Source organism: Aliamphritea ceti (assembly GCF_024347215.1).
Taxonomy (GTDB): Bacteria; Pseudomonadota; Gammaproteobacteria; order Pseudomonadales; family Balneatricaceae; genus Amphritea; species Amphritea ceti.
Window position 1 is genome coordinate 2,033,300 of sequence record NZ_AP025282.1, and the last position, 22,586, is coordinate 2,055,885.

15 protein-coding genes are annotated in these 22,586 nt (G+C 46.7%); 11 read left to right on the plus strand and 4 right to left on the minus strand.

Annotated elements, in window-relative coordinates:
- The first annotated feature begins 53 nt into the window (after positions 1–53).
- Complete coding sequence (gene leuB, locus OCU49_RS09325) at positions 54–1,136, plus strand: 3-isopropylmalate dehydrogenase (protein ID WP_261844707.1); 1,083 nt, start codon at positions 54–56, stop codon at positions 1,134–1,136.
- A gap of 300 nt (positions 1,137–1,436) precedes the next feature.
- Positions 1,437–2,549, plus strand: a complete 1,113-nt coding sequence (gene asd / locus OCU49_RS09330; protein WP_261844708.1) for an aspartate-semialdehyde dehydrogenase — start codon at positions 1,437–1,439, stop codon at positions 2,547–2,549.
- A 75-nt stretch (positions 2,550–2,624) separates the two neighbouring features.
- Here the strand turns inward: asd and OCU49_RS09335 are convergent, their stop codons facing one another.
- Complete coding sequence (locus OCU49_RS09335; protein WP_261844709.1) at positions 2,625–3,509, minus strand: DMT family transporter; 885 nt, start codon at positions 3,507–3,509, stop codon at positions 2,625–2,627.
- An 80-nt stretch (positions 3,510–3,589) separates the two neighbouring features.
- Complete coding sequence (locus tag OCU49_RS09340) at positions 3,590–4,051, minus strand: Lrp/AsnC family transcriptional regulator (protein WP_261844710.1); 462 nt, start codon at positions 4,049–4,051, stop codon at positions 3,590–3,592.
- A 384-nt stretch (positions 4,052–4,435) separates the two neighbouring features.
- Between OCU49_RS09340 and OCU49_RS09345 the strand changes: the two genes are divergently transcribed.
- The 4 genes from OCU49_RS09345 (at position 4,436) to OCU49_RS09360 (ending at position 15,283) form a co-directional block, all read left to right on the plus strand.
- Entirely contained in the window at positions 4,436–9,244 is a 4,809-nt protein-coding gene (locus tag OCU49_RS09345; protein ID WP_261844711.1) for an NAD-glutamate dehydrogenase, read from the plus strand.
- A 164-nt stretch (positions 9,245–9,408) separates the two neighbouring features.
- Positions 9,409–10,875, plus strand: coding sequence for a sodium/proline symporter PutP (gene putP, locus OCU49_RS09350; protein WP_261844712.1), 1,467 nt, complete (start codon positions 9,409–9,411; stop codon positions 10,873–10,875).
- A gap of 171 nt (positions 10,876–11,046) precedes the next feature.
- On the plus strand, positions 11,047–14,670 hold the full coding sequence (putA, locus tag OCU49_RS09355; protein WP_261844713.1) for a bifunctional proline dehydrogenase/L-glutamate gamma-semialdehyde dehydrogenase PutA: 3,624 nt from the start codon (positions 11,047–11,049) through the stop codon (positions 14,668–14,670).
- A 385-nt stretch (positions 14,671–15,055) separates the two neighbouring features.
- Complete coding sequence (locus OCU49_RS09360) at positions 15,056–15,283, plus strand: hypothetical protein (RefSeq protein WP_261844714.1); 228 nt, start codon at positions 15,056–15,058, stop codon at positions 15,281–15,283.
- Positions 15,284–15,397: 114 nt separating this feature from the next.
- Here OCU49_RS09360 and csiR read toward each other — a convergent pair whose 3' ends face one another.
- Entirely contained in the window at positions 15,398–16,081 is a 684-nt protein-coding gene (gene csiR / locus OCU49_RS09365) for a DNA-binding transcriptional regulator CsiR (protein ID WP_261844715.1), read from the minus strand.
- 180 nt (positions 16,082–16,261) lie between these two features.
- Here csiR and glaH point away from each other — a divergent pair, with 180 nt between their 5' ends.
- From glaH to OCU49_RS09380, 3 genes are all read left to right on the plus strand, one after another.
- On the plus strand, positions 16,262–17,215 hold the full coding sequence (gene glaH / locus OCU49_RS09370; protein ID WP_261844716.1) for a glutarate dioxygenase GlaH: 954 nt from the start codon (positions 16,262–16,264) through the stop codon (positions 17,213–17,215).
- A gap of 50 nt (positions 17,216–17,265) precedes the next feature.
- Positions 17,266–18,495 carry an L-2-hydroxyglutarate dehydrogenase gene (gene lhgD / locus OCU49_RS09375; protein ID WP_261844717.1) on the plus strand — a complete coding sequence of 410 codons (1,230 nt, stop codon included), beginning with the start codon at positions 17,266–17,268 and terminating at the stop codon, positions 18,493–18,495.
- A gap of 149 nt (positions 18,496–18,644) precedes the next feature.
- The gene (locus OCU49_RS09380; protein WP_261844718.1) at positions 18,645–19,151 is read left to right on the plus strand and encodes an invasion associated locus B family protein; all 507 of its coding nucleotides are present in this window, start codon (positions 18,645–18,647) and stop codon (positions 19,149–19,151) included.
- Positions 19,152–19,153: 2 nt separating this feature from the next.
- Here OCU49_RS09380 and OCU49_RS09385 read toward each other — a convergent pair whose 3' ends face one another.
- Complete coding sequence (locus OCU49_RS09385; RefSeq protein ID WP_261844719.1) at positions 19,154–19,468, minus strand: hypothetical protein; 315 nt, start codon at positions 19,466–19,468, stop codon at positions 19,154–19,156.
- Between the two features lie 311 nt (positions 19,469–19,779).
- Here OCU49_RS09385 and OCU49_RS09390 point away from each other — a divergent pair, with 311 nt between their 5' ends.
- Complete coding sequence (locus OCU49_RS09390; protein ID WP_261844720.1) at positions 19,780–20,502, plus strand: M48 family metallopeptidase; 723 nt, start codon at positions 19,780–19,782, stop codon at positions 20,500–20,502.
- A gap of 73 nt (positions 20,503–20,575) precedes the next feature.
- The gene (locus tag OCU49_RS09395) at positions 20,576–22,348 is read left to right on the plus strand and encodes a methyl-accepting chemotaxis protein (protein WP_261844721.1); all 1,773 of its coding nucleotides are present in this window, start codon (positions 20,576–20,578) and stop codon (positions 22,346–22,348) included.
- The last annotated feature ends 238 nt before the right edge of the window (positions 22,349–22,586 follow it).

Consider the following 22,586-nt stretch of genomic DNA (forward strand, 5'->3'; position numbering starts at 1 on the left):
GATTTTGAAGTTGCTGTTACGTCAGCAGCTTCCGACATTATAAAGGTTAATAAATGTCTAAGAATGTATTGATACTGCCAGGTGATGGCATTGGTCCGGAAATTGTTGCCGAAGCCCGTCGTGTACTGGAACTGGTAAACGGACAGGATAATCTGGCGCTGGAATTATCTGAAGCGCGTGTTGGTGGTTGTGCTATCGATGCAGACGGTGTGCCACTGCCTGAAGCAACGCTTGAAGCAGCTAAAAATGCCGATGCAATTTTATTAGGTGCAGTTGGCGGTCCAAAGTGGGATACCAATCCTGACTTTCAGATCCGTCCGGAAAAAGGTTTGTTAGGTATCCGTTCTAATCTGGAATTATTCGGTAACCTGCGTCCAGCAATTCTGTATCCTCAGCTGGCAGACGCTTCTTCTTTAAAGCCTGAGATTGTTGCCGGTCTGGATATTCTGATTGTACGTGAACTGACAGGCGGTATTTATTTCGGTCAGCCACGTGGAATCCGTGAAAAAGAAGGCGGTATCCGTGAAGGTTTCAATACTTACGTGTACGACGAAAATGAAATCCGTCGTATTGGCCGGGTAGCGTTTGAAGCAGCCCGTGCCCGTGATAAGCGTCTGTGCTCGGTAGATAAAGCTAACGTATTGGAAGTAACAGTACTGTGGCGTGAAATTATGGATGATCTGGCGAAAGAATATCCTGATGTTGAGCTGAGCCACATGTACGTTGATAACGCAGCAATGCAGCTGGTAAGAGCGCCAAAGCAGTTTGACGTGATGGTAACCGGCAATATGTTCGGCGATATCTTGTCTGATGCTGCCGCTATGCTGACCGGTTCTATCGGTATGTTGCCTTCTGCATCTCTGGATGAAAGTGGTAAAGGCATGTATGAACCTTGTCATGGTTCAGCACCGGATATTGCAGGGCAAGGCGTTGCTAACCCGCTGGCGACTATACTGTCAGCTGCGATGATGCTGCGTTACTCTCTGGGTGCCGGCGAGACTGCTGATCGTATTGAAGCGGCTGTCAGTGCTGTGCTGGATCAGAACCTGCGTACTGCAGATATCTGGTCTGAAGGCATGGCAAAAGTAAGCACCAGTGAAATGGGTGATGCAGTAGTTGCTGCGCTGCAGGCATAATTGCTGGCAGGTTTAGAAACGGCACTTATTGCCAGGTTGCGACCTTAGTATGAGTGCCGGGTTGACTCGGATAGGGCTTTTGATTGATCTTGCTCATGTCAGCCTTATGTAAAAGTCGTATGAAGCCTATATAGTTTATGTATTAGAAATGTTGCATAATACTATGTTCGCTTACTGAGGCTTAGTAAGTAAGAAGTAAGTTTCCTCTGTTAAAATTGAACAGAGGCAGACAGGCTGGTGCGGATATTTTACGCACTGGCTTTTGTCGTTTTTTAAATCCTTAATTTGGTGATTAATACAATGAAGCGTGTAGGTTTTGTTGGTTGGCGCGGAATGGTTGGTTCTGTGCTGATGCAACGCATGATGGAAGAGCGGGATTTCGATCACATCGAAGAGCCGGTCTTTTTCACGACATCCCAAGTAGGTCAGGCCGGTCCAGATATTGGTAAAACAATTCCGGCGCTGAAAGATGCGACATCCATTGATGATTTAAAACAGATGGATGCCATTATTTCCTGCCAGGGTGGCGACTACACGAAACAGGTATATGCTGATCTGCGTAAGGCAGGCTGGCAGGGTTACTGGATTGATGCGGCATCTTCTCTGCGTATGGAAGACGATGCGATTATCGTACTTGATCCGGTAAACATGAATGTTATCAAAGATGGTCTGAGCAATGGCATCAAGACTTTCGTTGGTGGTAACTGCACAGTTTCTCTGATGTTAATGGGCCTGGGTGGCCTGTTTAATGCCGGTTTGATTGAGTGGATGACGTCTATGACGTATCAGGCTGCTTCAGGCGGCGGTGCACGTCACATGCGTGAGCTGATTACTCAGATGGGTATGATCAACGAATCAGTAGCTGCTGATATGGCAAACCCTGCGAGTGCGATTCTGGATATCGATCGTCAGGTTGCGGATATTATCCGTACTGGTCTGCCAACTGAAAACTTTGGTGCACCACTGGCTGGCTCTCTGATCCCGTGGATCGATAGCCCGTTGGAAAACGGTCAAAGCCGTGAAGAGTGGAAAGCGTACGCTGAAACGAACAAGATTCTGGGGCTGTCTGATAGCCCGGTACCAATTGACGGTACCTGTGTACGTATCGGTGCAATGCGCTGTCACAGCCAGGCATTCACGATTAAGCTGAAGCAAAACGTGCCTATGGATGAAGTTAATGCAATGCTGGCTGAAGCCAACGATTGGGTTAAGGTGATTCCAAATGAACGTGAAATTACAGCTGCTGAGCTAACGCCTGCGAAAGTAACTGGTACTTTGAGTGTACCTGTTGGCCGTCTGCGTAAGATGAATTTGGGTGATGAATACCTGAATGCGTTCAGCGTTGGTGATCAGCTATTATGGGGTGCTGCTGAACCGCTGCGTCGCATGTTACGGATTTTGATGCAGGGCTAATTGTTGCTATCGCTCTGAAAAAAAACCGCCTACGAGGCGGTTTTTTTGTGGATGCTTCATAGGTAAAGCCGTTGTCTATACGGAAGCCTTGCGATGATTAAGCTGTTGTAATAATACGCCGCCAATGATCAGTGCAAAGCCAACCAGGGTTGAATACAGTACTTCCTCACCGACAATGACTGCCAATAACACCAGTGACAGGGGCGGTGCCAGATAAATAAGGTTGCTCAGTTGCGCCGTGTTAGTCGCCAGACGCAAAGCACTCATCCAGCATAAGAATGCGAAGCTCATTTCGAAGGCGCCGATATAAATACCGCCGGCGATCGCCGCGAGTGGAATATCGGTAAAGCCGTTTTGCCAGAACATGATAGCCGATAGCATTGGCAGGCTAAGTCCAAAGCATAAGAAAAGGGTAATGACCGGATCGTGAGGGTATTTGGTATTAAGAATCCAGTAACTGGAGAAGAAAATTGAACTGCTTAAGCCCAGTGCAACGCCCAGAGGTTGCTTAAAGTCCAGGGCCATAAGTTCACCCTGTGTCGCAATGACCAATACCCCGGCGTAGGCGATGATGATGCTGAACAAATTGACACGGGTAAAGCTTTGGCCAAGAAAGGGTACTGCCAACATGCTCAGCATGACTGCCCAGGTATAGTTGAGTGCCTGCGCCTGTTGAGCGGGCAGGATGTCATAGGCCGCAAATAAGATCAGGTAGTAAGCTGTTGGATTAAGAAACGCCAGCAGGACAAAAAATCCCGGCGATTTCTTTAGGTGTTGCCAGGCAGGTAACAGTTTTTGCTGCTTCCAGGCAGCAATACCTAATATGGCGACTCCGGTAGTGACCGCCAGCCAAAGCATTTGCAGCGGTGTGACAAGAGTCAGGGTCAGCTTAAATGCACTGGCAACTGTAGACCACATCAGTACCACGCACATAGCCAGTAAAAAGGCTTTGCGGTTCATTTTTATCTCTTATCTAAATTACTGATCTAAGTTGTTGCTTTGATGTCAGCGGTTTATATCAGCTACTTATTCTCAGCCATTTATACCAACTTGGCTTCAATATCTTTGACGTCTTCCATTACGACGAAAGTGCTGGTTTGGGTAACAAAAGGCAGTGACGAAATTTTCTCACCCAGAACCGCCCGATAAGATTCCATATCAGTGGTGCGGACTTTCAGTAAGTAATCAAAATTTGCCGCAATCATATGGCACTGTTCGATTTCCGGAATACTCCGGACAGCGTCATTAAATGCCTGTAGAGCTTTAGTCCGGGTGTCGCTCAGAGATACCTGAACAAAGGCGACATGTTTAGTGCCGAGTTTCTTCTGATCAACCAGGGCGATGTAACCCAGAATATAACCCTGCTCTTCTAAACGGCGCATGCGAATTTGGCATGGGGTTTTCGAAAGGCCGACCCGTGATGCGAGCTCGGTAATAGTGATTCGGGCGTTTTTTTGCAATTCACGAAGGATTGCAATGTCTAGCTTATCCAAATTGTCCATGTGTAGGCTTCTTTTTATGTTTTTGTAATTCTATGCTGCGATTGCGAAAAGGATACGCCTATATATTCTCAGATTACAGGGAAAAAGACTTGTTACTTTTTCATATAATTTAGCGCTTTAGTGTCACATGGCAAAAGTTGTCTGAAGCAAAAAGTCGTTTTTGGTACCAAATCAGTGGATGAGAGGGGGCCAAATGCAAATTTTTTCTTATAAAAGCCGAGAAAAGACAAATACTCACTAGATGTGTCTTTAATCGTCCAGACGACTTAGGTAGAGTGGCGCTAGGAATAATAATAAAAAAGCTCCGGTTCGGAGATTGCATTTCCTGACCAGGGCTTTAAAGCAAGTTCGCGCGACGTAATTGCTATCTGGAGTCAAAAATATATGCATCAACTCGCTGGTCTGACCAAGGCACAGATCATGGATCTGTTGACCGAAAAATTATGTGCACAGGTCGATTCATCCCTCGCACAGTCCATTACTCACTACGCTCACCAGTTTTTCAGTGTTTCCCCACCTTCTGATTTGCAGCGCAAATCTCTGGAAGATCTCTACTCAACAGCTTTTTCATACTGGCAAGTCATTCAGAATTATGACGGTACCCGGCCAGAAGTACGGGTTTTTAACCCGGATTTTGAACATTATGGCTGGCACTCAAACCATACAGTGATTCAGATTCACAACTCTGACATGCCATTTTTGGTAGATTCGGTTCGTATGGAACTGAATCGTCGTGAAGTTGCGATTCATAATATCAACAACTGTGTGATGGCTGTTGAACGTGATAAAAAGCATCAGCTGACAAATGTTACAACTCCGAGTGAGCGCAGCGAAACTGCGCGTATGGAGTCTGTTATTTGTCTGGAAATCGATCGTGATTCAGATCCTGCATGGCTGGATGAGCTACGTGATACGCTGGCAAGTGTTCTGGAAGATGTTCAGTACGTTGTTAAGGACTTCCGTCAGTTGCAGGATCAGGTTCAGGCGGTTAAAGAAGAGCTGCGTGAAACTGACGCAAATAATCCGGAAATTAAAGAGTCCCGTAAGCTGCTGGACTGGATGCTGGACGAGCATTTTATTTTCCTGGGTTACGAAAAAATTGCCTATAAGCATGCCGGCGAAAAGATTACTGAAAATGCAGACGTAAAAAGCCGTCTGGGTATTCGTCGTCTGGCGGCAGATAAAAAAGCCAGCCATGTACTGACCGACTGTGAGCGTGCGTTTGCCAGCAACAGTGATCTGGTTAGCTTCAGTAAAGATACTATTCGTTCGACTGTTCACCGTCCTGCATATCGTGACCTGGTAATTGTTAAGCAGTTTGATGCTAAAGGTAAGTTGACCGGCGCTCACCGTTTCTACGGTTTGTATACGTCTTCAGTATTCTTTGCTAAGCCGTTAAGTATTCCAATGGTGCGTCGTAAAGTTGTTCAGACTTTGTCTGAATGCGGCTTTGAGCCAGGTGGCCACAGCCATAAAGCGCTGGTGCAGCATCTGATTGATATGCCTCGTGAAGAATTGATGCTGGCTGATGCAGGTGAGTTGCAAGAAACCGCGATGGGTATCTTTAACCTGCAGGAACGTCGTAAGGCTTGTTTGTTTGTACGTCAGGATTCCAGCAAGCGTTTCTATTCATGCCTGTATTATATTCCGCGTGATCTTTACACGACACAGCTGCGTCGTCGTATTCATAAGCTGTTGGTCGATGGTTTCCATGCGCTGGATTCGGAAGTAAATGCTCAGGTTTCTGAATCGATTCTGTCGCGTACTCATTTTGTACTTTATGTGGATCCTGAACAGCAGAAAGATGTTGATATCAAAACCATTGAAGCGCGTATTCTGGAAATGTCCCGCTCCTGGCCGGATGATTTACAGCTGAATCTGATCGAAGCCTTCGGTGAAGAGCAGGGTAGTCGCTATAACAGTGATTTCCGTTCTGCGTTTCCGTCGTCTTATACTGAGAATTTTTCTACCGGTAATGCAGTTTCAGATATCCAGCATCTGGATAGCCTGAACGAAGATCGCAAGATCTCTATGAGCTTCTACCGCTCATTCGAAGAGTCCAGCGGCATTCTGAAATTTAAGCTGTATAGCGCTAACGAGCCTTTAGTTCTGTCTGATGTCATTCCGGTTCTGGAAGATCTGGGCTTGCGGGTAATGAGCGAGCATCCTTATCAGATTAGACCTGCAGACGGTAATACCTACTGGGTAAGCGACTTCCTGGTGAGCTACGGACAGGAAGATGCCATTGAGCTTGAGCAGGTTAAAACTATCCTGCAGGATACTTTTATCAGTGTCTGGGAAGGCCGGGCTGCCAGCGATAAATTTAACCGCTTGGTTATTGGCGGTAATCTGGCGTGGCGTGAAGTGGCTATGCTACGGGCAATGGCGCGTTATATTAAGCAGCTGCGTTTTGGTTATTCACAGCCGTTTATGGCGGAAGTGCTGCACCGTAATATTCCGATTACGCGTCAGTTAACCGAGTTGTTCCATGTGCGACTGAATCCTGAGCGTGCCGGCGATGAGTCTCGCGTTGAAGCGATTGAAACCAGTATTCTGGAAGCGCTGGAAGGTGTTGCAAGTCTGGATGATGATAAGATTCTGCGTCGCTTCTTAGTGGTTATTCAGGCGATTCTGCGGACTAACTTCTTCCAGATGGCTGCTGATGGTAAGCCGAAGTCATACTATTCATACAAGATTGATTCTCAGTCTATCCCGGATATTCCGTTGCCTAAGCCGGCGTTTGAAGTTTACGTATACTCTCCACGTATGGAAGGTGTGCATCTGCGCTTTGGTAAAGTAGCGCGTGGTGGTCTGCGCTGGTCTGACCGTACCGAGGATTATCGTACTGAAGTACTGGGTCTGGTTAAGGCTCAGCAGGTTAAGAACTCGGTTATCGTGCCTGTAGGTGCGAAAGGCTGCTTCATCTGTAAGAAGATGCCGGTTAATGGCAGCCGTGAAGAGATTCAGGCTGAAGGTATTGAGTGCTATAAACTGTATATCCGCGGTTTGCTGGATATTACCGACAACCTGGTAGGTTCAGGTATTGTTTATCCAGATAATGTCGTACGTCGTGATGAGGACGATCCGTATCTGGTAGTGGCAGCAGATAAAGGTACGGCGACTTTCTCTGATATCGCTAACTCCATTTCTGAGGAATATAACTTCTGGCTGGGTGATGCATTTGCATCCGGTGGTAGCCAGGGTTATGACCACAAAGGTATGGGTATTACTGCCCGAGGTGCCTGGGAATCAGTTAAGCGTCATTTCCGTGAGAAAGACATTAATACCCAGAAAGAAGAGTTCTCGGTTATCGGTATCGGCGATATGGCGGGTGATGTATTTGGTAACGGTATGCTGTTATCCGAGACAATCAGTCTGGTTGCTGCATTTAACCATATGCATATCTTCATTGATCCGAACCCAGATGTTGCCCCATCTTTTGTTGAGCGTCAGCGGATGTTTGAGCTGCCACGTTCGTCCTGGACAGATTACAACGCTAAGCTGATCAGCGAAGGCGGCGGGATTTTTGAGCGCAGTGCCAAATGGATCAAGATCAGCCCGCAAATGAAAGCGCGTTTTGACATTCAGGAAGATCGCCTGGCACCAACAGATCTGTTAAACCGGTTGCTTAAAGCACCTGTTGATATGATCTGGAACGGTGGTATCGGTACCTATGTTAAAGCGACTAAAGAAAGTCATGCAGATGTAGGTGATAAAGCCAACGACAGCTTGCGTGTTAACGGTAACGAGTTGCGCTGTAAAGTGTTGGGTGAAGGCGGTAACTTAGGTTTCACACAGCTGGGTCGTATTGAGTTTGGCCTGAATGGCGGTTCATCAAATACCGACTTTATCGATAATGCCGGTGGCGTAGACTGTTCTGACCACGAAGTTAACATCAAGATTCTGCTTAACGAACTGGTTAGTCAGGGTGATATGACAGTTAAGCAGCGTAACCAGCTGTTACGTGATATGACTGATGATGTATCTGAACTGGTATTGAAAAATAACTACCGACAGGCGCAGGCGCTTAACATTGCTGAGTTGCATGCAGCCGGTACGATGGATGACTACATCCGTCTGATTCGTCGTCTGGAAGCGGAAGGTAAGCTGGATCCACAGCTTGAATTCCTGCCAAGCGAAGATGAACTGCAAGAGCGTAAAGAGCAAGGTTTAGGTTTTACCCGTCCGGAGCTTTCTGTACTGATTTCGTATGCGAAAATCGAGCTGAAGCAGGCGTTGATCAATTCCTGGATCACTGATGATCCTAGCTTTTCGAAAGAGATGGAAACCGCATTCCCACAGCGATTACTGAACGATTTCCCGGAAGCCGTGCGTAATCACCGTCTGCGTCGCGAGATTACTGCAACACAGATTGCAAACGATCTGGTTAACCGTATGGGTATTACCTATGTGAATAACCTGCGTACAGCAACGGGTCTGGATTACAGTGATATTGCAGCGGCTTACATGATTGTGCGTGAGCTGTATGACATTGACACTATGTGGGCTGAAATTGAATCTCTGGATTATCAGGTAACATGTGATATTCAGGTCACCATGATGCGTGACATGATTCAGTTACTGACCCGTGGTAGCCACTGGTTATTGCGTAACCGTCGCGATGGTCTGAGACTGGAACCTTGTCTGGAAAGCTATAAAGCCTCTATTGATGAAGTGGTTTCCAGTGCTGGCAAGATCAGTAACACAGTACCGGATAATCGTATGGCTGAACGCTATGATGATTACCTGGAAGCAGGTGTTCCTGAACGTCTGGCAGCATTTGCGGCAGCGACTGAAAGTCTGTACTGGTTACTGGATGTTATTGATGTAGCATCTGAGCTGAAAGAAGGCGTAGAAGTTGTAGCCCAGACGTACTTTGGTTTAGGTACGCACCTGAATCTGGTTGGACTGGATCGTAAGATTCGCGAGTTCAAAGCTGCCAACCACTGGCAGGCACTGGCGAAGAACAGCTACCGTATCGAGCTGGATACTCAGCAGCGTGGCCTGACACTCAGTGTCCTGCGTGGCAGTGAATCTGATCAGACAGTAGAGCAACGTTTGGCTCAGTGGAGTGAATCTCACAAGGATCTGCTGACCCGTTGGAATAATACGTTGACTGATATTGAGTCCACCAAGTTGGTTGACTGTGCGATCTTCTCGGTTGCACTCAGTGTATTGCTTGAATTGGCATAACGGCTCTTAGTCAGATAAAAAGCCTCTACCCTGGTAGGGGCTTTTTACTTTCTGGCAGAAGCTTATATCGAAAGATATGTGCTGAAGTAAGCTAAACGCTTGAATCTATAGTGAGAAGTTTGTCATATTAATAACCAATGTTATGAATAACGTCGAGGGTTAGCATGCTGGCAGTGGCATATGCTGTGTATCTTGGAATATTGATACTAATTGGATATTGGGCTTTTCGGCGCAATGAGGACCTGTCTGACTATTTACTCGGTGGCAGAAGTCTGGGTGCCTGGTCCTGCGGTTTAAGTGCTGGTGCCAGCGATATGGGCGCCTGGTTAGTGTTAAGCTTGCCCGGTCTGGCAATGACTACTGGCTTTCATGTGCTTTGGTTAGTGGTAGGGCTGCTCGTCGGTATGTGGCTTAACTGGGTCTTTGTTGCACGTCGTCTGAGGGTTTATTCGGAGCTGGATGGCGACACGCTGACTATACCAAGCTATCTGGAAAATAGGTTTGAAGATAATAGCCGGGTTGTTCGTTTAATTGCCGCGTTATTTATACTTGGCTTTATGTTGCTGTATACCAGTGCAGGTTTATTGGCTGTCGGTCAGCTGCTCAGTGGTGTGTTTGACTGGGATCCGCGTTTGGCAATTATGTTGGCTGCAGTGGCTGTTACCGCTTATACCCTGCTCGGTGGGTTTTTGGCGGTTTCATGGAGTGATGTGTTCCAGAGTTTGCTGGTGCTGGCGGCATTGTTGGCTGTACCGATTGCATTAATTGATGAACCGGGACATTTGCAGGCAAGCTTTAGTGCTTTACAAGCAGCAAATCCGGCGTTGGTTAATATCTTTAGTAATCCTGAAGGCAAAGCTCTTTCAGCCATTGGTATTATTTCTCTGAGCGCCTGGGGGTTGGGGTATTTCGGTCAGCCACATGTACTGGCGCGTTTTCAGGCAATTTCTAGTAAGCATAATATTATCTGGGCACGATACATTGCAGTGAGCTGGGGAGCTTTGGTGATGGTTGCAGCTTGTCTGACGGGGCTGCTTGCCCTGATTACACTGCCCGATGCAGTAACTGAGCCTGAAAGTGTATTGGTTGCAATGCTGAATGTTGTTTTTAATCCCTGGGTAGCAGGCGTTTTGTCGCTGGCTGTTTTAGCGGCAATTATGAGTAGCGTTGATTCTCAGTTAATGGTAGCGGCTTCAACCCTTGCTGAGGACTTTAATGAGTTGGTATTAAATCAGCAGGCAGGGGATGGCATAGCCGCAGATATCGGACGTTATGCAGTATTGCTGATTATCGTGTTGGCTGCCTGGCTGGCAATCGATAAGCAGGCCAATATCCTTGAGTTTGTTGCTTATGCCTGGGCGGGTTTAGGCGCTACTTTCGGGCCGGTTATTCTATTGTCTCTTTATTGGCCATTGATGAATCGTATAGGTGCTATAGCCGGAATGCTCACTGGCGGTATCACGGTGGTTGTCTGGCGCCAATTGGAAGGAGGCTGGTTTGATTTGTATGAAATCCTCCCTGGTGTTATTGCTTCGACCCTGGCTGTTATTGTGATAAGTAAGCTATTTGGGGCGCCCAGTAAGTCAGTTCGGTGGATGTTTGCTAAAGTGCAGGTGAAGCTACGAGATTAAAATAAATATCGCATTCTTGGTTATTTGCCTAATATAGTCATTAAAAAATATCTTTTGTCTTTTTATTGTATAAAAAGTTAGATTTATATAGATGCTTATTTGGTTAATATAGAGAAAGTATCTTCCGTGTTGCAGCTAGAATGATTAGATAATAATTTTAGAGGTGACCCTATGCATCCGCGTATCCAATCATGCCGCGAAGCTATCCGCCAACATTACCTGGCAGACGAAGCCCAGGTAATTTCAACGCTTATCGACAATGCCCGTTTGACTCAAGATGACCGTGAGATTATCTCCCGTGATGCTGCTGATCTGGTACGTAAGGTACGTAATGAAAGCAGCCCGTCTATGATGGAAAAATTTCTGGCGGAATATGGTCTGACTACTAAAGAGGGTGTGGCTCTGATGTGTCTGGCTGAAGCTCTGTTGAGGGTGCCGGATACCGTCACTATTGATGCGTTAATTGAAGATAAAGTTGCAACGGGTAACTGGCGTGAGCATTTAGGGCATTCAAATTCATCATTGGTGAATACTTCTACCTGGGCGTTGCTGGTCACCGGTAAGCTGCTGGCACCGAGCGAAAGCCGTACACTGGGCCGTACGCTAAAAGGTATGGTGAAGCGCTTAGGTGAGCCACTGGTGCGCACAGCGGTTGCTCAGGCAATGAAAGAGCTGGGGCGTCAGTTCGTATTAGGGCGTGATATTCGGGAAGCTACCCGCAGTGCTACTAAGTTGGAAGCGCAGGGCTATTCCTATTCTTACGACATGCTGGGAGAAGCTGCCCGTACTGATGCTGATGCATTGCGTTATCACCGTGCGTACAGCGATGCTATTGGTGCCCTGGCAAAGTCATGTGTACATGATGATATTCGGATGAACCCGGGTATTTCGGTTAAGCTGTCTGCGCTGCATCCACGTTATGAGTTTGCTAAACGTGAGCGGGTGATGGATGAGTTGGTTGCCCGTACTCTGAGTCTGGCCATTCAGGCTAAAGAAGCCAACATGGGCTTTAATATTGATGCTGAAGAAGCGGACCGTTTAGATATTTCCCTGGATGTTATCCATGCCGTGCTGGCCAGTTCTGAACTGGAAGGCTGGCAGGGGTTTGGTGTGGTTGTGCAGGCGTTCGGTCAGCGTGCTTCGTTCGTATTGGACTGGTTGTATAGCTGTGCTGAAGCACTGGATCGCCGAATTATGGTGCGACTGGTTAAAGGTGCATACTGGGATGCAGAAATTAAACGGGCGCAGGTGCTTGGTCTGGATGGCTTTCCGGTATTTACCCGTAAACTGAATTCAGATGTGTCTTATATGTGCTGTGCAGAAAAACTGCTGGCTATGACCGACCGCATTTACCCTCAGTTCGCGACTCATAATGCACATTCCGTTGCAGCTATTCTGCATCTTGCCCGGAATGTTTCTAAAGAAAAATTTGAATTTCAGCGCCTGCATGGAATGGGTGAGTCTTTACATCACGCAGTATTGTCCGGTCAGCAAACCAGCTGCAGAATCTATGCGCCTGTAGGTGCACATCAGGATCTGTTGGCCTATCTGGTACGTCGACTGTTAGAGAACGGTGCAAACAGCTCTTTCGTAAATCAGATTGTTGATACACGGATTCAGCCTGAAGATATCGCTACTGATCCGTTTTCGGCAGTTACAGCATTAGAGGGCAAGATCGCCAGTCAAACGATTCCCAAGCCGGTTGATATCTATGGTGCTGAGCGACCAAATGCCAAAGGCTGGGATATCACTGATCCGTTGGTCATTGATGCTCTGGATGAGCAACGCAGCACTTACAAGGATTACCAGTGGGCTGCGAGTCCGATGTTTGTACGGCAGCTTGTAGATCAGAACGAGGCAGTTGATGCCGTTGCGGTTATGAATCCTGCTGTTGACACTGATCAGGTGGGTACTGTTGTGAATGCGACAGCTGAAGATGTTCAGCAGGCAATTATTGCTGCCAGAGATGGGTTCGCTGAATGGTCGGCGCTATCTGCAGAAGAACGTGCAGTGATTCTGAATAATATTGCTGATGTGTATGAAGAAAATGCTGCTGAGTTTTTTGCACTGGTCTGCCGTGAAGCGGGCAAGACGATGCTGGATGCGGTAGGTGAAGTACGTGAAGCTGTCGACTTTGCACGTTTCTATGCAAATGAAGCTATGCGAATTGGTGATGAGCAACCGGCCCGTGGTGTACTGACCTGTATTTCGCCATGGAATTTCCCATTGGCAATCTTCTCGGGTCAGGTGCTTGCGGGTCTGGCTGCAGGTAATGCAATTCTGGCTAAGCCAGCGGATCAGACCCCCTTGATTGCTGCACGGGCCGTTGAGCTGATGCATCAGGCAGGTGTGCCAGCTGCTGCGCTGCAGTTATTACCGGGCAGTGGTCTTGAGGTTGGCGTGCCATTAACGTCTGACAGCCGTATTGATGGTGTCTGCTTTACAGGTTCAACTGTAACCGCTCAGTCAATTAACCGGGTAATGTCGCGGACGATGGCACCTGAAGCGCCGCTAGTTGCTGAAACGGGTGGTCTGAACGCGATGATAGTCGATTCAACAGCTTTACCGGAGCAGGTTGTACGGGATGTACTTATTTCTTCCTTCCAGAGTGCCGGACAGCGTTGTTCAGCATTACGGGTGTTGTATCTTCAGGAAGATATAGCAGAAGAGTTATTAAAGATGCTTTATGGTGCGATGGATGAGCTCACGCTTGCTGATCCCTGGTATCTGTCTGCGGATATCGGTCCGGTCATTGATAAGGCCGCCAAGCAGAAAATAGAAGCACATTGTCAGGCGTTTGCTGATAAAGGTCGGGTTTTGAAGGCGTTGCCGGTGCCTGCGGAAGGGCGTTTTGTGGCGCCTACAGTAATTCGTCTTGATTCCATTGCAGAATTACCAGAAGAGATTTTTGGGCCAGTTTTACACGTAGTGACCTTTAATGCAGAAAAACTGGATGAGGTGGTCGATGAAATTAATGCGCAGGGCTATGGTCTGACATTTGGTTTACATACCCGGGTGAATAACCGGGTGGAGCAGGTGGTTAGTCGTATCCAGGCGGGCAATATGTATGTTAACCGCAACCAGATCGGTGCTGTTGTTGGCTCTCAGCCGTTTGGTGGTGAAGGCATGTCAGGTACCGGGCCTAAAGCGGGTGGTCCGCAGTACGTCCAGCGATTCAAGCAGGCAGCGGTTTATTCAGCTACTTCAGACGGGGCTTTAGAAGCGGTTTCTTCTGCAAGGCTTCAGTCTGTTATTAATGAGTTGCAACAAATAACAGTGTCACAACCTGCAGTTGCTCAGTTAACAGCGCTGGCTGATGTTTGTCGGGCAACATTACCGGCGCTTGAAGCTGAGCACAGTATGCCGGGGCCTACAGGCGAACTTAATTTGCTGACGAACCATGCCCGGGGAATTGTTTTATGTCTGGGTCCTGACTTAACGAGTTTGCGTGAGCAATTGTTATTTGCGTTGTCTCAGGGGAACGCGGTTGTTGTTGTCAGTGCTGGAGCAACGGAGCTTGTAGCAAGTTTGCCAGACGGCTTTGCTGTTAAAGGTATCGATGGTTGCCTTGATGCCGAGGCGCTGGGTGAATGTGAGGGTTTTGCAGCGGTTGCCAGTCAGGCTGAGCTTGGTAAGTTACAAGCGTATCGACAGGCGTTAGCTGGTCGTAATGGGGCGTTATTACCCTTATTAACAGAGCCCGGTGCTGTTGAGCGTTATGTGATTGAGCGTCATTTATGCGTTGATACTACTGCAGCAGGTGGTAACGCAAGCCTGATTGCTCAGGTGGAATAAACGCGGTTAAGTGTTATGCCGGTTGTAAATTATAAAGCCCTCCTGTGAGGGCTTTTTTTTAGTTATATCTTAATAATTTATCTTGATCTGGCAGAGAAAAGGGCTTTTAATTACTGCTGCTGAAATTTGTTCAGCACTTTCACTTCTTATTCGTATTTATTGGAATCCAGCCGCGATGAAAATGCAGCGTTGTATTAACGTCATTTCATACCGACAAACAAACCGCCACATTATGTGGAATCCGGTTTTGTCGCCGCGTGCCTGTGCTCTGATTACTGAATAAATCAATTTACAGCTGCCGCGGGATATAAAGCGGCGCTGTGAAATTTTCTGTTTTAGACATTTCCTGCTTTTGCTTTATATCTCCGGTTATAAGGAGATCGTCATGTTATTAATTACTGTTCTGGCCGGAATTACTGAAAAAGTTAACGGTTATTTTTCTGATCGTATCAATGCACAGCGTTTGGAGTACCTGGATGATCACCTGCTGCGTGATATCGGGCTTGCGCGTGAATTTGGTCGTATTGTCAGTTACGATTTTCGTGATGACGAGTTGAGTCAGTCGCGCAATAAAACTGCTTTTGAGGATGTTTCGGAGGATTCCGGTGGCTGAGTTTAGCTGCCGGCAAAGGAGTTGTGCTGGCAGGGTAAAAAAGCCAGATGCGGAGTGTCTCCGGTTTGGTGTCAGCAGTTGATTTAACTGCGGCGGTGTAACCGTTGCTAACGGTTACACTTTTCTATCTGGAATTGTCTGGCTTGCCAGCAGGGCTTTGCTGGGGCTCAGGAGATGATTTTCAATGAGTTGGCAGGCGGTTTTTCGATCTCGTTTTAACAACGCTTTTATCAGGTTGTCGTGTTCTTTCTGGTTAGCATCAAAGAAATCATTTTGCTGCATGTTATCGGTGAGCCATAAATTCCGGTAACGGGATGCTTTTTCATACAGTGAACGGCGAACATGTAAAAGTGTTGGTGAGTGGCATCCTGCCACAATGGCTGTGTGAAAATCGTGATGCCGACGCTCCCACTCCTGCGGATCAGATTCCATGCTGTTACTGAATTTTTGCATTTTATGCGCCGCGGCAAGAATTGTGGCTTCCCATTCGTCATCGCCCTGGTCAATAGCTAATCCAACACAAAGGGCTTCAATACGTGCCCGTGTCTGGTAAATATCCAGCATTTCTTCTTCGCTGATCGGGTGAACTCTGAATCCACGCTGGTTTTCAACAATGACTAACTGTTCGATTAATAGCTGCGAAAGTGCTTCCCGTAGTGGCGTGACACCAATCTGATAGCGCTCTTTAAGGCGCGCCATTGCCAGTTTTTCACCGGGAGCAAAGTAACCTTGCAGGATATCCTGTTTCAGGTCGCCAACGACTCGAGCGGCACTGTTGTCTTTGTTATCACTCAGCATGCGAATCCTATGATGGAATGTTGTTTGATATTGAGAGAAGCGCGAAGCGAAATTTTACGGCATGTTTTTACATTAGTTAAATATATTTGTGAATATTGTTGACGGAACTATAAAATGTCGACATTATTTGTTTTCATCGATATAAGTTAGCTATCAGTAAAACTCTAGGAGGAAGGTATTGTGAATGCCGTATTGCCAAAAGTGAGTAGTCCTAAACAAGTCTCTGGGTTCAGTGTTGAGCCTTTTACAGATAATGCCCGTCTGCAGATAGTTACCTTGCAGTGTGACGTTATGCAGAAGTTTTCTGAACTGGCGAACGAGTGGCCGTTACAGGCGCTGGAGTACAAGCCTTTTTTGCGTTTTGCGATAGCGGATATGCTGGATGAGTTAACAGCTAATACTCTTGGCGAGGTTCTCAATACGATTATGCGCAACCGGGATACTGGTGCGTTTCTGCTGAGGTACGATATGTCTGCGAATGAACTGGATAAGCAGCAGCGTACGGAGTTAGACATTAAATTGTCGACGGCGGTCTCTCATCTTATTGGTGTGCCAAATCATGATTCAATGTACGGTAAGTTCTATGCCCGCTTTACCGTAGAGAATACTGATACATCAGACAGCTATTTGCGACAGGCACACCGGCGGATGGAGTTGCATAATGATGGTACTTATGTGAATGAACGCACGGACTTTGTGTTAATGCAGAAGCTGGATGAAGCAAATATGCAGGGTGGTGACTCGTTATTACTGCATGTAGATGAATGGCAGGAGCTTGATAAGTTTTACCGACACCCGATGGCGAAGCAGGAGATACTCTGGGGGGCACCAAAATCAAAAAATGTCAGCGGTAAAATTCAGCATCCGGTGTTTTTTGAGGAAGATACTCAGGGTAAGCCGCATATGCTGTTCATAGATCAGTTTGCCGAGCCACAGAATATGGCGCAGGGGCGTTATCTCTATGAAATGGGAGCTTCCTTAGAAGCTGATCCAAATTTTATACGGGTACCTTTACCGGTTGGTTCTATGCTGGTCATACAAAATCATTGCTGGTTGCACGGTCGGGATAAGTTCGTTGCTCATCCTGAGCTTAAACGTGAATTGCTTCGTCAGCGTGGCCATTTCTATTTGTAATCCAGGCCGGCACTTTATTTTTAATTATTATTCACAGCGCAGAGAGTCAGATGAAATACGATTACATTGTTATTGGTGGCGGGATTGTTGGGGTTTCTACTGCCTGGCAATTACAGCAGCGTTTTCCGGAGAAAAGCATTCTGTTACTGGAGAAGGAGACTGCTTATTCTCAACATCAGACCGGACATAACAGTGGTGTTGTACATGCCGGCGTATACTATGCGCCGGGCAGCCTGAAAGCTAAATTCTGTAAAGCCGGAGTGGCTGCAACGCTGGCTTTTTGCCGGGATAATGATATTGAATTTCAACAGTGTGGTAAGTTGCTGGTTGCTACTACGCCACTGGAGGTAGAGCGTATGCAAGCGCTGTATCAGCGTTGCCATGAAAATGGCATTGATGTGCAGCTGTTGGATGCAGATCAGTTGCAGACAGAAGAACCAAATATTGTTGGCCTTGGTGCTATTCTGGTGAATGATACAGCTATTGTTGATTACCGGCAGGTGACGACGCGAATGGCTGAGCGTTTTCAGGCGTTGGGTGGGCATGTTCGTTTATCCCATGAGGTAACCGGGCTGAAAGAATCTGCAGAGCATGTACAGGTAACTGCTCAGTATCAGGAGCAGGCTGTTAGCTTTACCGGTGATTTTTTGATTACCTGTTCAGGCCTTATGGCGGATAGAACAACGCGTATGTTAGGGATTGAAACTGACTTTCAGATTATTCCGTTTCGTGGAGAATACTACCAGTTACCCTCGAAATATAATGATGTTGTTAAGCACCTGATCTATCCGATTCCTGATCCGGATTTACCTTTTTTAGGTGTACATCTGACACGTATGATTGATGGTTCTGTGACGGTTGGACCCAATGCGGTTCAGGGCTGGAAGCGAGAGGGCTATGGACGGATTAACTTCAGCATCAGAGATGTAGCTGACATGCTGTGCTTCAGCGGATTTTGGCGGGTGCTTAAGAAGCATTTCAGAACAGGTTTAACTGAAACTAAAAACTCATTATGGAAGCCGGGTTATCTGAAGCTGGTGCAGAAATACTGCCCGCAAATCAGCGTGGATGATTTACGTCCTTATCCGGCGGGAATCCGCGCTCAGGCCGTTATGTCGAATGGTGAGCTGGTGCATGATTTTCTATTTGCAGATAGTCCGCGCAGTTTGCATGTGTGTAATGCGCCATCGCCGGCGGCAACTTCAGCGATTCCGATTGGCGACTATATCTGTGAGCAGGTGCTGGTTCGCCAGGCTGGAATTGATAAAGAAAGAATGTGAGCTTAGTGACGGGGATAAATTTTAGACACAAAGAGTTGTAATAAAGTGTGAGCTAAGAATGCAGGGTGAATTTTACTCTTTTGTCGCAACGGGTTATGTTTGAAGAAGGCTACAATGAGAGTATCTGAATAATTGACCAGGGTGGTGCGATGCTTAGATTGAGTGGAACGCGATTACTTATGTTATTAGGTTGTCTGGGGCTGTTTGTTTCGGCAACAATTACACACGCAGGTGAGATAGACGGTAAGTCTTTTAAAGACTGGGTGGGGCAATGTGAAGTTGCACCGGATGGCAGAGAGTTTTGTTACATACTGCAAAGGCTACAGCGAAAAGATAGCGATGGCACTTTGATGATCACTCAGGTTGGTTATCATTTGGACACTAAAGAAGCGTTGGTTATATTTCATTTACCGCCGATGTTAGATCAGCAAGAAATGCTGTTATTTAAAACCGATGATAACGATGCGAAAAGTATTAGTTACAGTTGTAATGAACAGCGATGTCGTGGGGATTTTATTCTTGATAAGGGCTCGTTGGCTGAGCTTAAAAAGGGGCGTCAGGGGTTAGTTGCTTTTGTGCATATGGAAAATGGTAAGCAGGTGTTGTTACCACTATCGCTGATGGGATTTACCGCAGGCTTTAAGTCTTTGCGTTAAGATTATTCTTCTACCCAGATAACCCGTAATGGTTCACCAAAATCATCGTAAATAACTTTCTTACGGTTGCGTGGGCGGTGTAAGGCAACTGGGCTCTGTTTTTGAGTACGGCGTGCATCCATAGTTGCCATTACATTTGTCAGAGGCGTTCGTTCCTGGCGAGGTTCCGTAAAATTAAAGTTACGGGTGTTGTAAGCACCGTCTACCAGACCGGATGCACCGCTGTTAACTTCACTCACCACTCCACCCTGACTCAGGTATGCTTGGGTATGCTGCGTTAATTGTGCGCGGATCTCAGATTTTGTGGGTCGTTTCATAACAGTCTCACAGCGTAAACTTTTTCAGAAGGCTCAACATAACTGGCTAATTATGCACCAGCAATGGCTGTAACTGCAAAGATCTGTTACCCGGATTGGGTCTGAAAAGCAGTTCTTTGGTCGGATGGGATTGTTGTGAGGGTAGGTTACTGCTTGTTTTTGTTCGTTATCTGCTCAGAATTTTGTGTTTACTCTTCGATAAAAGATATTCTGCTTATTTTGAAGATACAGGGCTAAATGTAGCGTAAAGTACGCTTTCTTTCGGGCTGTTCAGGCCTACTGAGTATCAGAATTCGCTATCAGATTAGTCATTGAAGCAGTTGCTGGGGGTGTTTGGTTTGGAGTATCAGCTGCGACGCAGTAAACGGCGTAAAACAGTGGAAATACAGGTGCGGCCAGAAGGGGTGCGTGTGCTAGCGCCTGAAAGTGTCAGTCAGCGCTGGATTGATGAGTTTGTTGCTTCCCGGCGTGTTTGGATAGAAACCCGATACGCAGAGTTGCGGCGTCAGTTGCAGCTGATTGAAACGCGTCAGGCAGAACTTACCGATGCGAGTCAGGTTTTGTACCGCGGTGTTGAATATCCCTTACAGATTCAGGCTGATGCAGATCAAAGCCAGGTGGGTTTTTCTGATGAATGTATTAGTGTTGCTATTTCCCGACGAGTGCGTAAATCAAAACAGGATGCCTGCAGACAGTTGCTTGAAGGTTGGCTGAGACAGCAGGCTGAAGCTGTATTCGCTGAAAGGGTCGGTGAATGGTCCTCACGTATGGCACTTTTTCCAGCATCAATCAAGGTAAAAAGCTTTCGACGAAAGTGGGGTTGTTGCGATTCAAGGGCTGAAGTACGGTTTAACTGGCTGCTGATTATGGCCCCGGATGACGTGCTTAATTACGTGGTAATTCACGAATTGGCACATTTGCAGCATATGAATCATTCTGCTGCGTTCTGGTCGTTGGTGTCCCGTTATTGTCCGGGCTATAAACGCCAGCAGAACTGGCTTAAGCAGCAGGGTGCTACTCTGGTGTTGCCCTGAGTTAATTAAACACTCGGAGGTATGGCTGTCATGATCAGTTAACATTCAACGTACTGTATGTGAACTGAAGTTTATGAGCTTATACGATGTTGTAGAACGAAACTGTTTTTTTACCCTCACCCGTAAAATTGTTGGTAATGTCTTATTCCTGAGTTTTCCGACGGTTTTGTTGTGTGTCTGTATCGGATATTTTATTGCTGAGTTACAGGTACAGTCCCTGCCAGCTGATGTGTTAAAACAGCTTGATAATATGATGCTGATTACATGGGGTGTTGTTGCTTTAACGGTGACAATTGCGCTGTTTTCGGTCTTTTTTATGCGGCATCTGTTTCTGCGGCCGATTAAAGAGATGATCGTAGTGCTCAGTGCCATCCGTAATCAGGACGGTGATATTTCTGCCCGACTTCCCGCCTTTACGCATGATGAAATTTCTCAGATGGCCAGTGACTACAATGGTTTTTCGGACAGCCTGAAGCGTATTATCTCAAATACCCGTTACAAAAGTGTCAATGTAGCGCTGAGTGCCACCCGTTTGCAGCAGGTGTTGTTATCGGCTTATGAAGCAACCAGCGTTCAGCAGGCGCAGGCGCAGCAAGTATTAGAGTCGAGTCGTGAGTCGACAATTGCCATTGATGAAGTAGCAAAAAATACGCTGAATATCTCAGAATTTACTTCCAGTAATCTTGAAGAAATCCGGCAGTCATCAGCTGAGCTGGCAAAGGTGCTGGATCAGGTTCATAGCATTACTGAGCTTTCGCAGGGGTTTCAGTCAACCTTGCAGCAGTTGGATAGCAGCTCAAATAACATCACTGAAATTTTAGTGATGGTTAAGCAGTTTTCAGAACAAACCAATTTGCTGGCTCTCAATGCATCAATTGAAGCAGCGCGGGCTGGTGAGGCTGGTCGGGGGTTTGCGGTTGTTGCTGATGAGGTACGTGGGCTCTCGCTTCAGGTGAATCAGGCGACAGACGCGATTGATGAAAATATTTCCCAGATGGCCCGTTTAATGGGCCAGACACAAAAAGGCGCTGAGGATATTCTTGAAAATATAGAACATGCCGAAAGCTTTATTGGTAATACCAGTGAGCATTTCAATCGTCTGGTGAATGATTTTGAAGAGGTTAATGGGCAATTAGGGAGTATCAGTAGTAGCCTGGATCAGCTGTCATATGCAAATCGGGAGGCGCATGAGCATGTAGAAACGATTGCGGCAGTGAGTGATGATATCCGTAATGGTATGGAGTCTTCTAAGGTGTATTCCGGTGATCTGGAGTCGGCCACTGAAGATACTCAGGAGCTTTTGTCCCGCTTTAAGATTGGTTACGGCAGCTTTGAAACAATTATTGAGGCCGGACGACGCTGGACGAATGAGATGCAAGTTGCTCTGGAAGCAATGGCTGCTCAGGGGTTGAATGTGTTTGATCAGAAATATGTACGGCTTAACGAAGGTCAGGAGCCGGCAAAGTTTGATCTTAGTTATACGAGTGCGTATGAAAAACGCCTGCAACCTTTGATGGATGGCTTTCTGGAGGAGCTGCCGGATATTATCTATGCCATTGGTGTGAATAGCCGGGGGTATGCGCCGGCCCATCATGCTAAGGTTTCAAAGCCTTTGAGTGGTAATTTTGATACCGATAATGTGCTGAGCCGCCAGCGTCGTATTTTCTTTTCTTCCCGTGCTGAGCAGCGTCGGGCAACCCATAATTCTAACTTTTTGCTGCAGACGTTTATTCGTGATACCGGTGAGGTCCTTAATGATTTGTCTTTCCCGGTGTATGTTCAGGGCAAGCGCTGGGGGAGTCTTATTATGGGTTTTAATGCTGAGTTGCTGCTGGAAAGGGAGTAATCTTAAAAAACTATTTTAGGTACTTAACTGGCCCATGCTGCTATCAGGCCGCTGATATTGAGCTATTGTTGTTACTTGTAAACTCTGTGTTACAGAAATGGATTTCTGCATGGCAATGTAAAGCATGCAGACTGGGCTCTGGGTTGTTTGTTATCTGCAGGATGCTTTTTACCTATCTTTCAGTGAGCTGATAACCGGACTGCATGTCAGGTTTTAGGATCTGTCACAGTCTTATGAT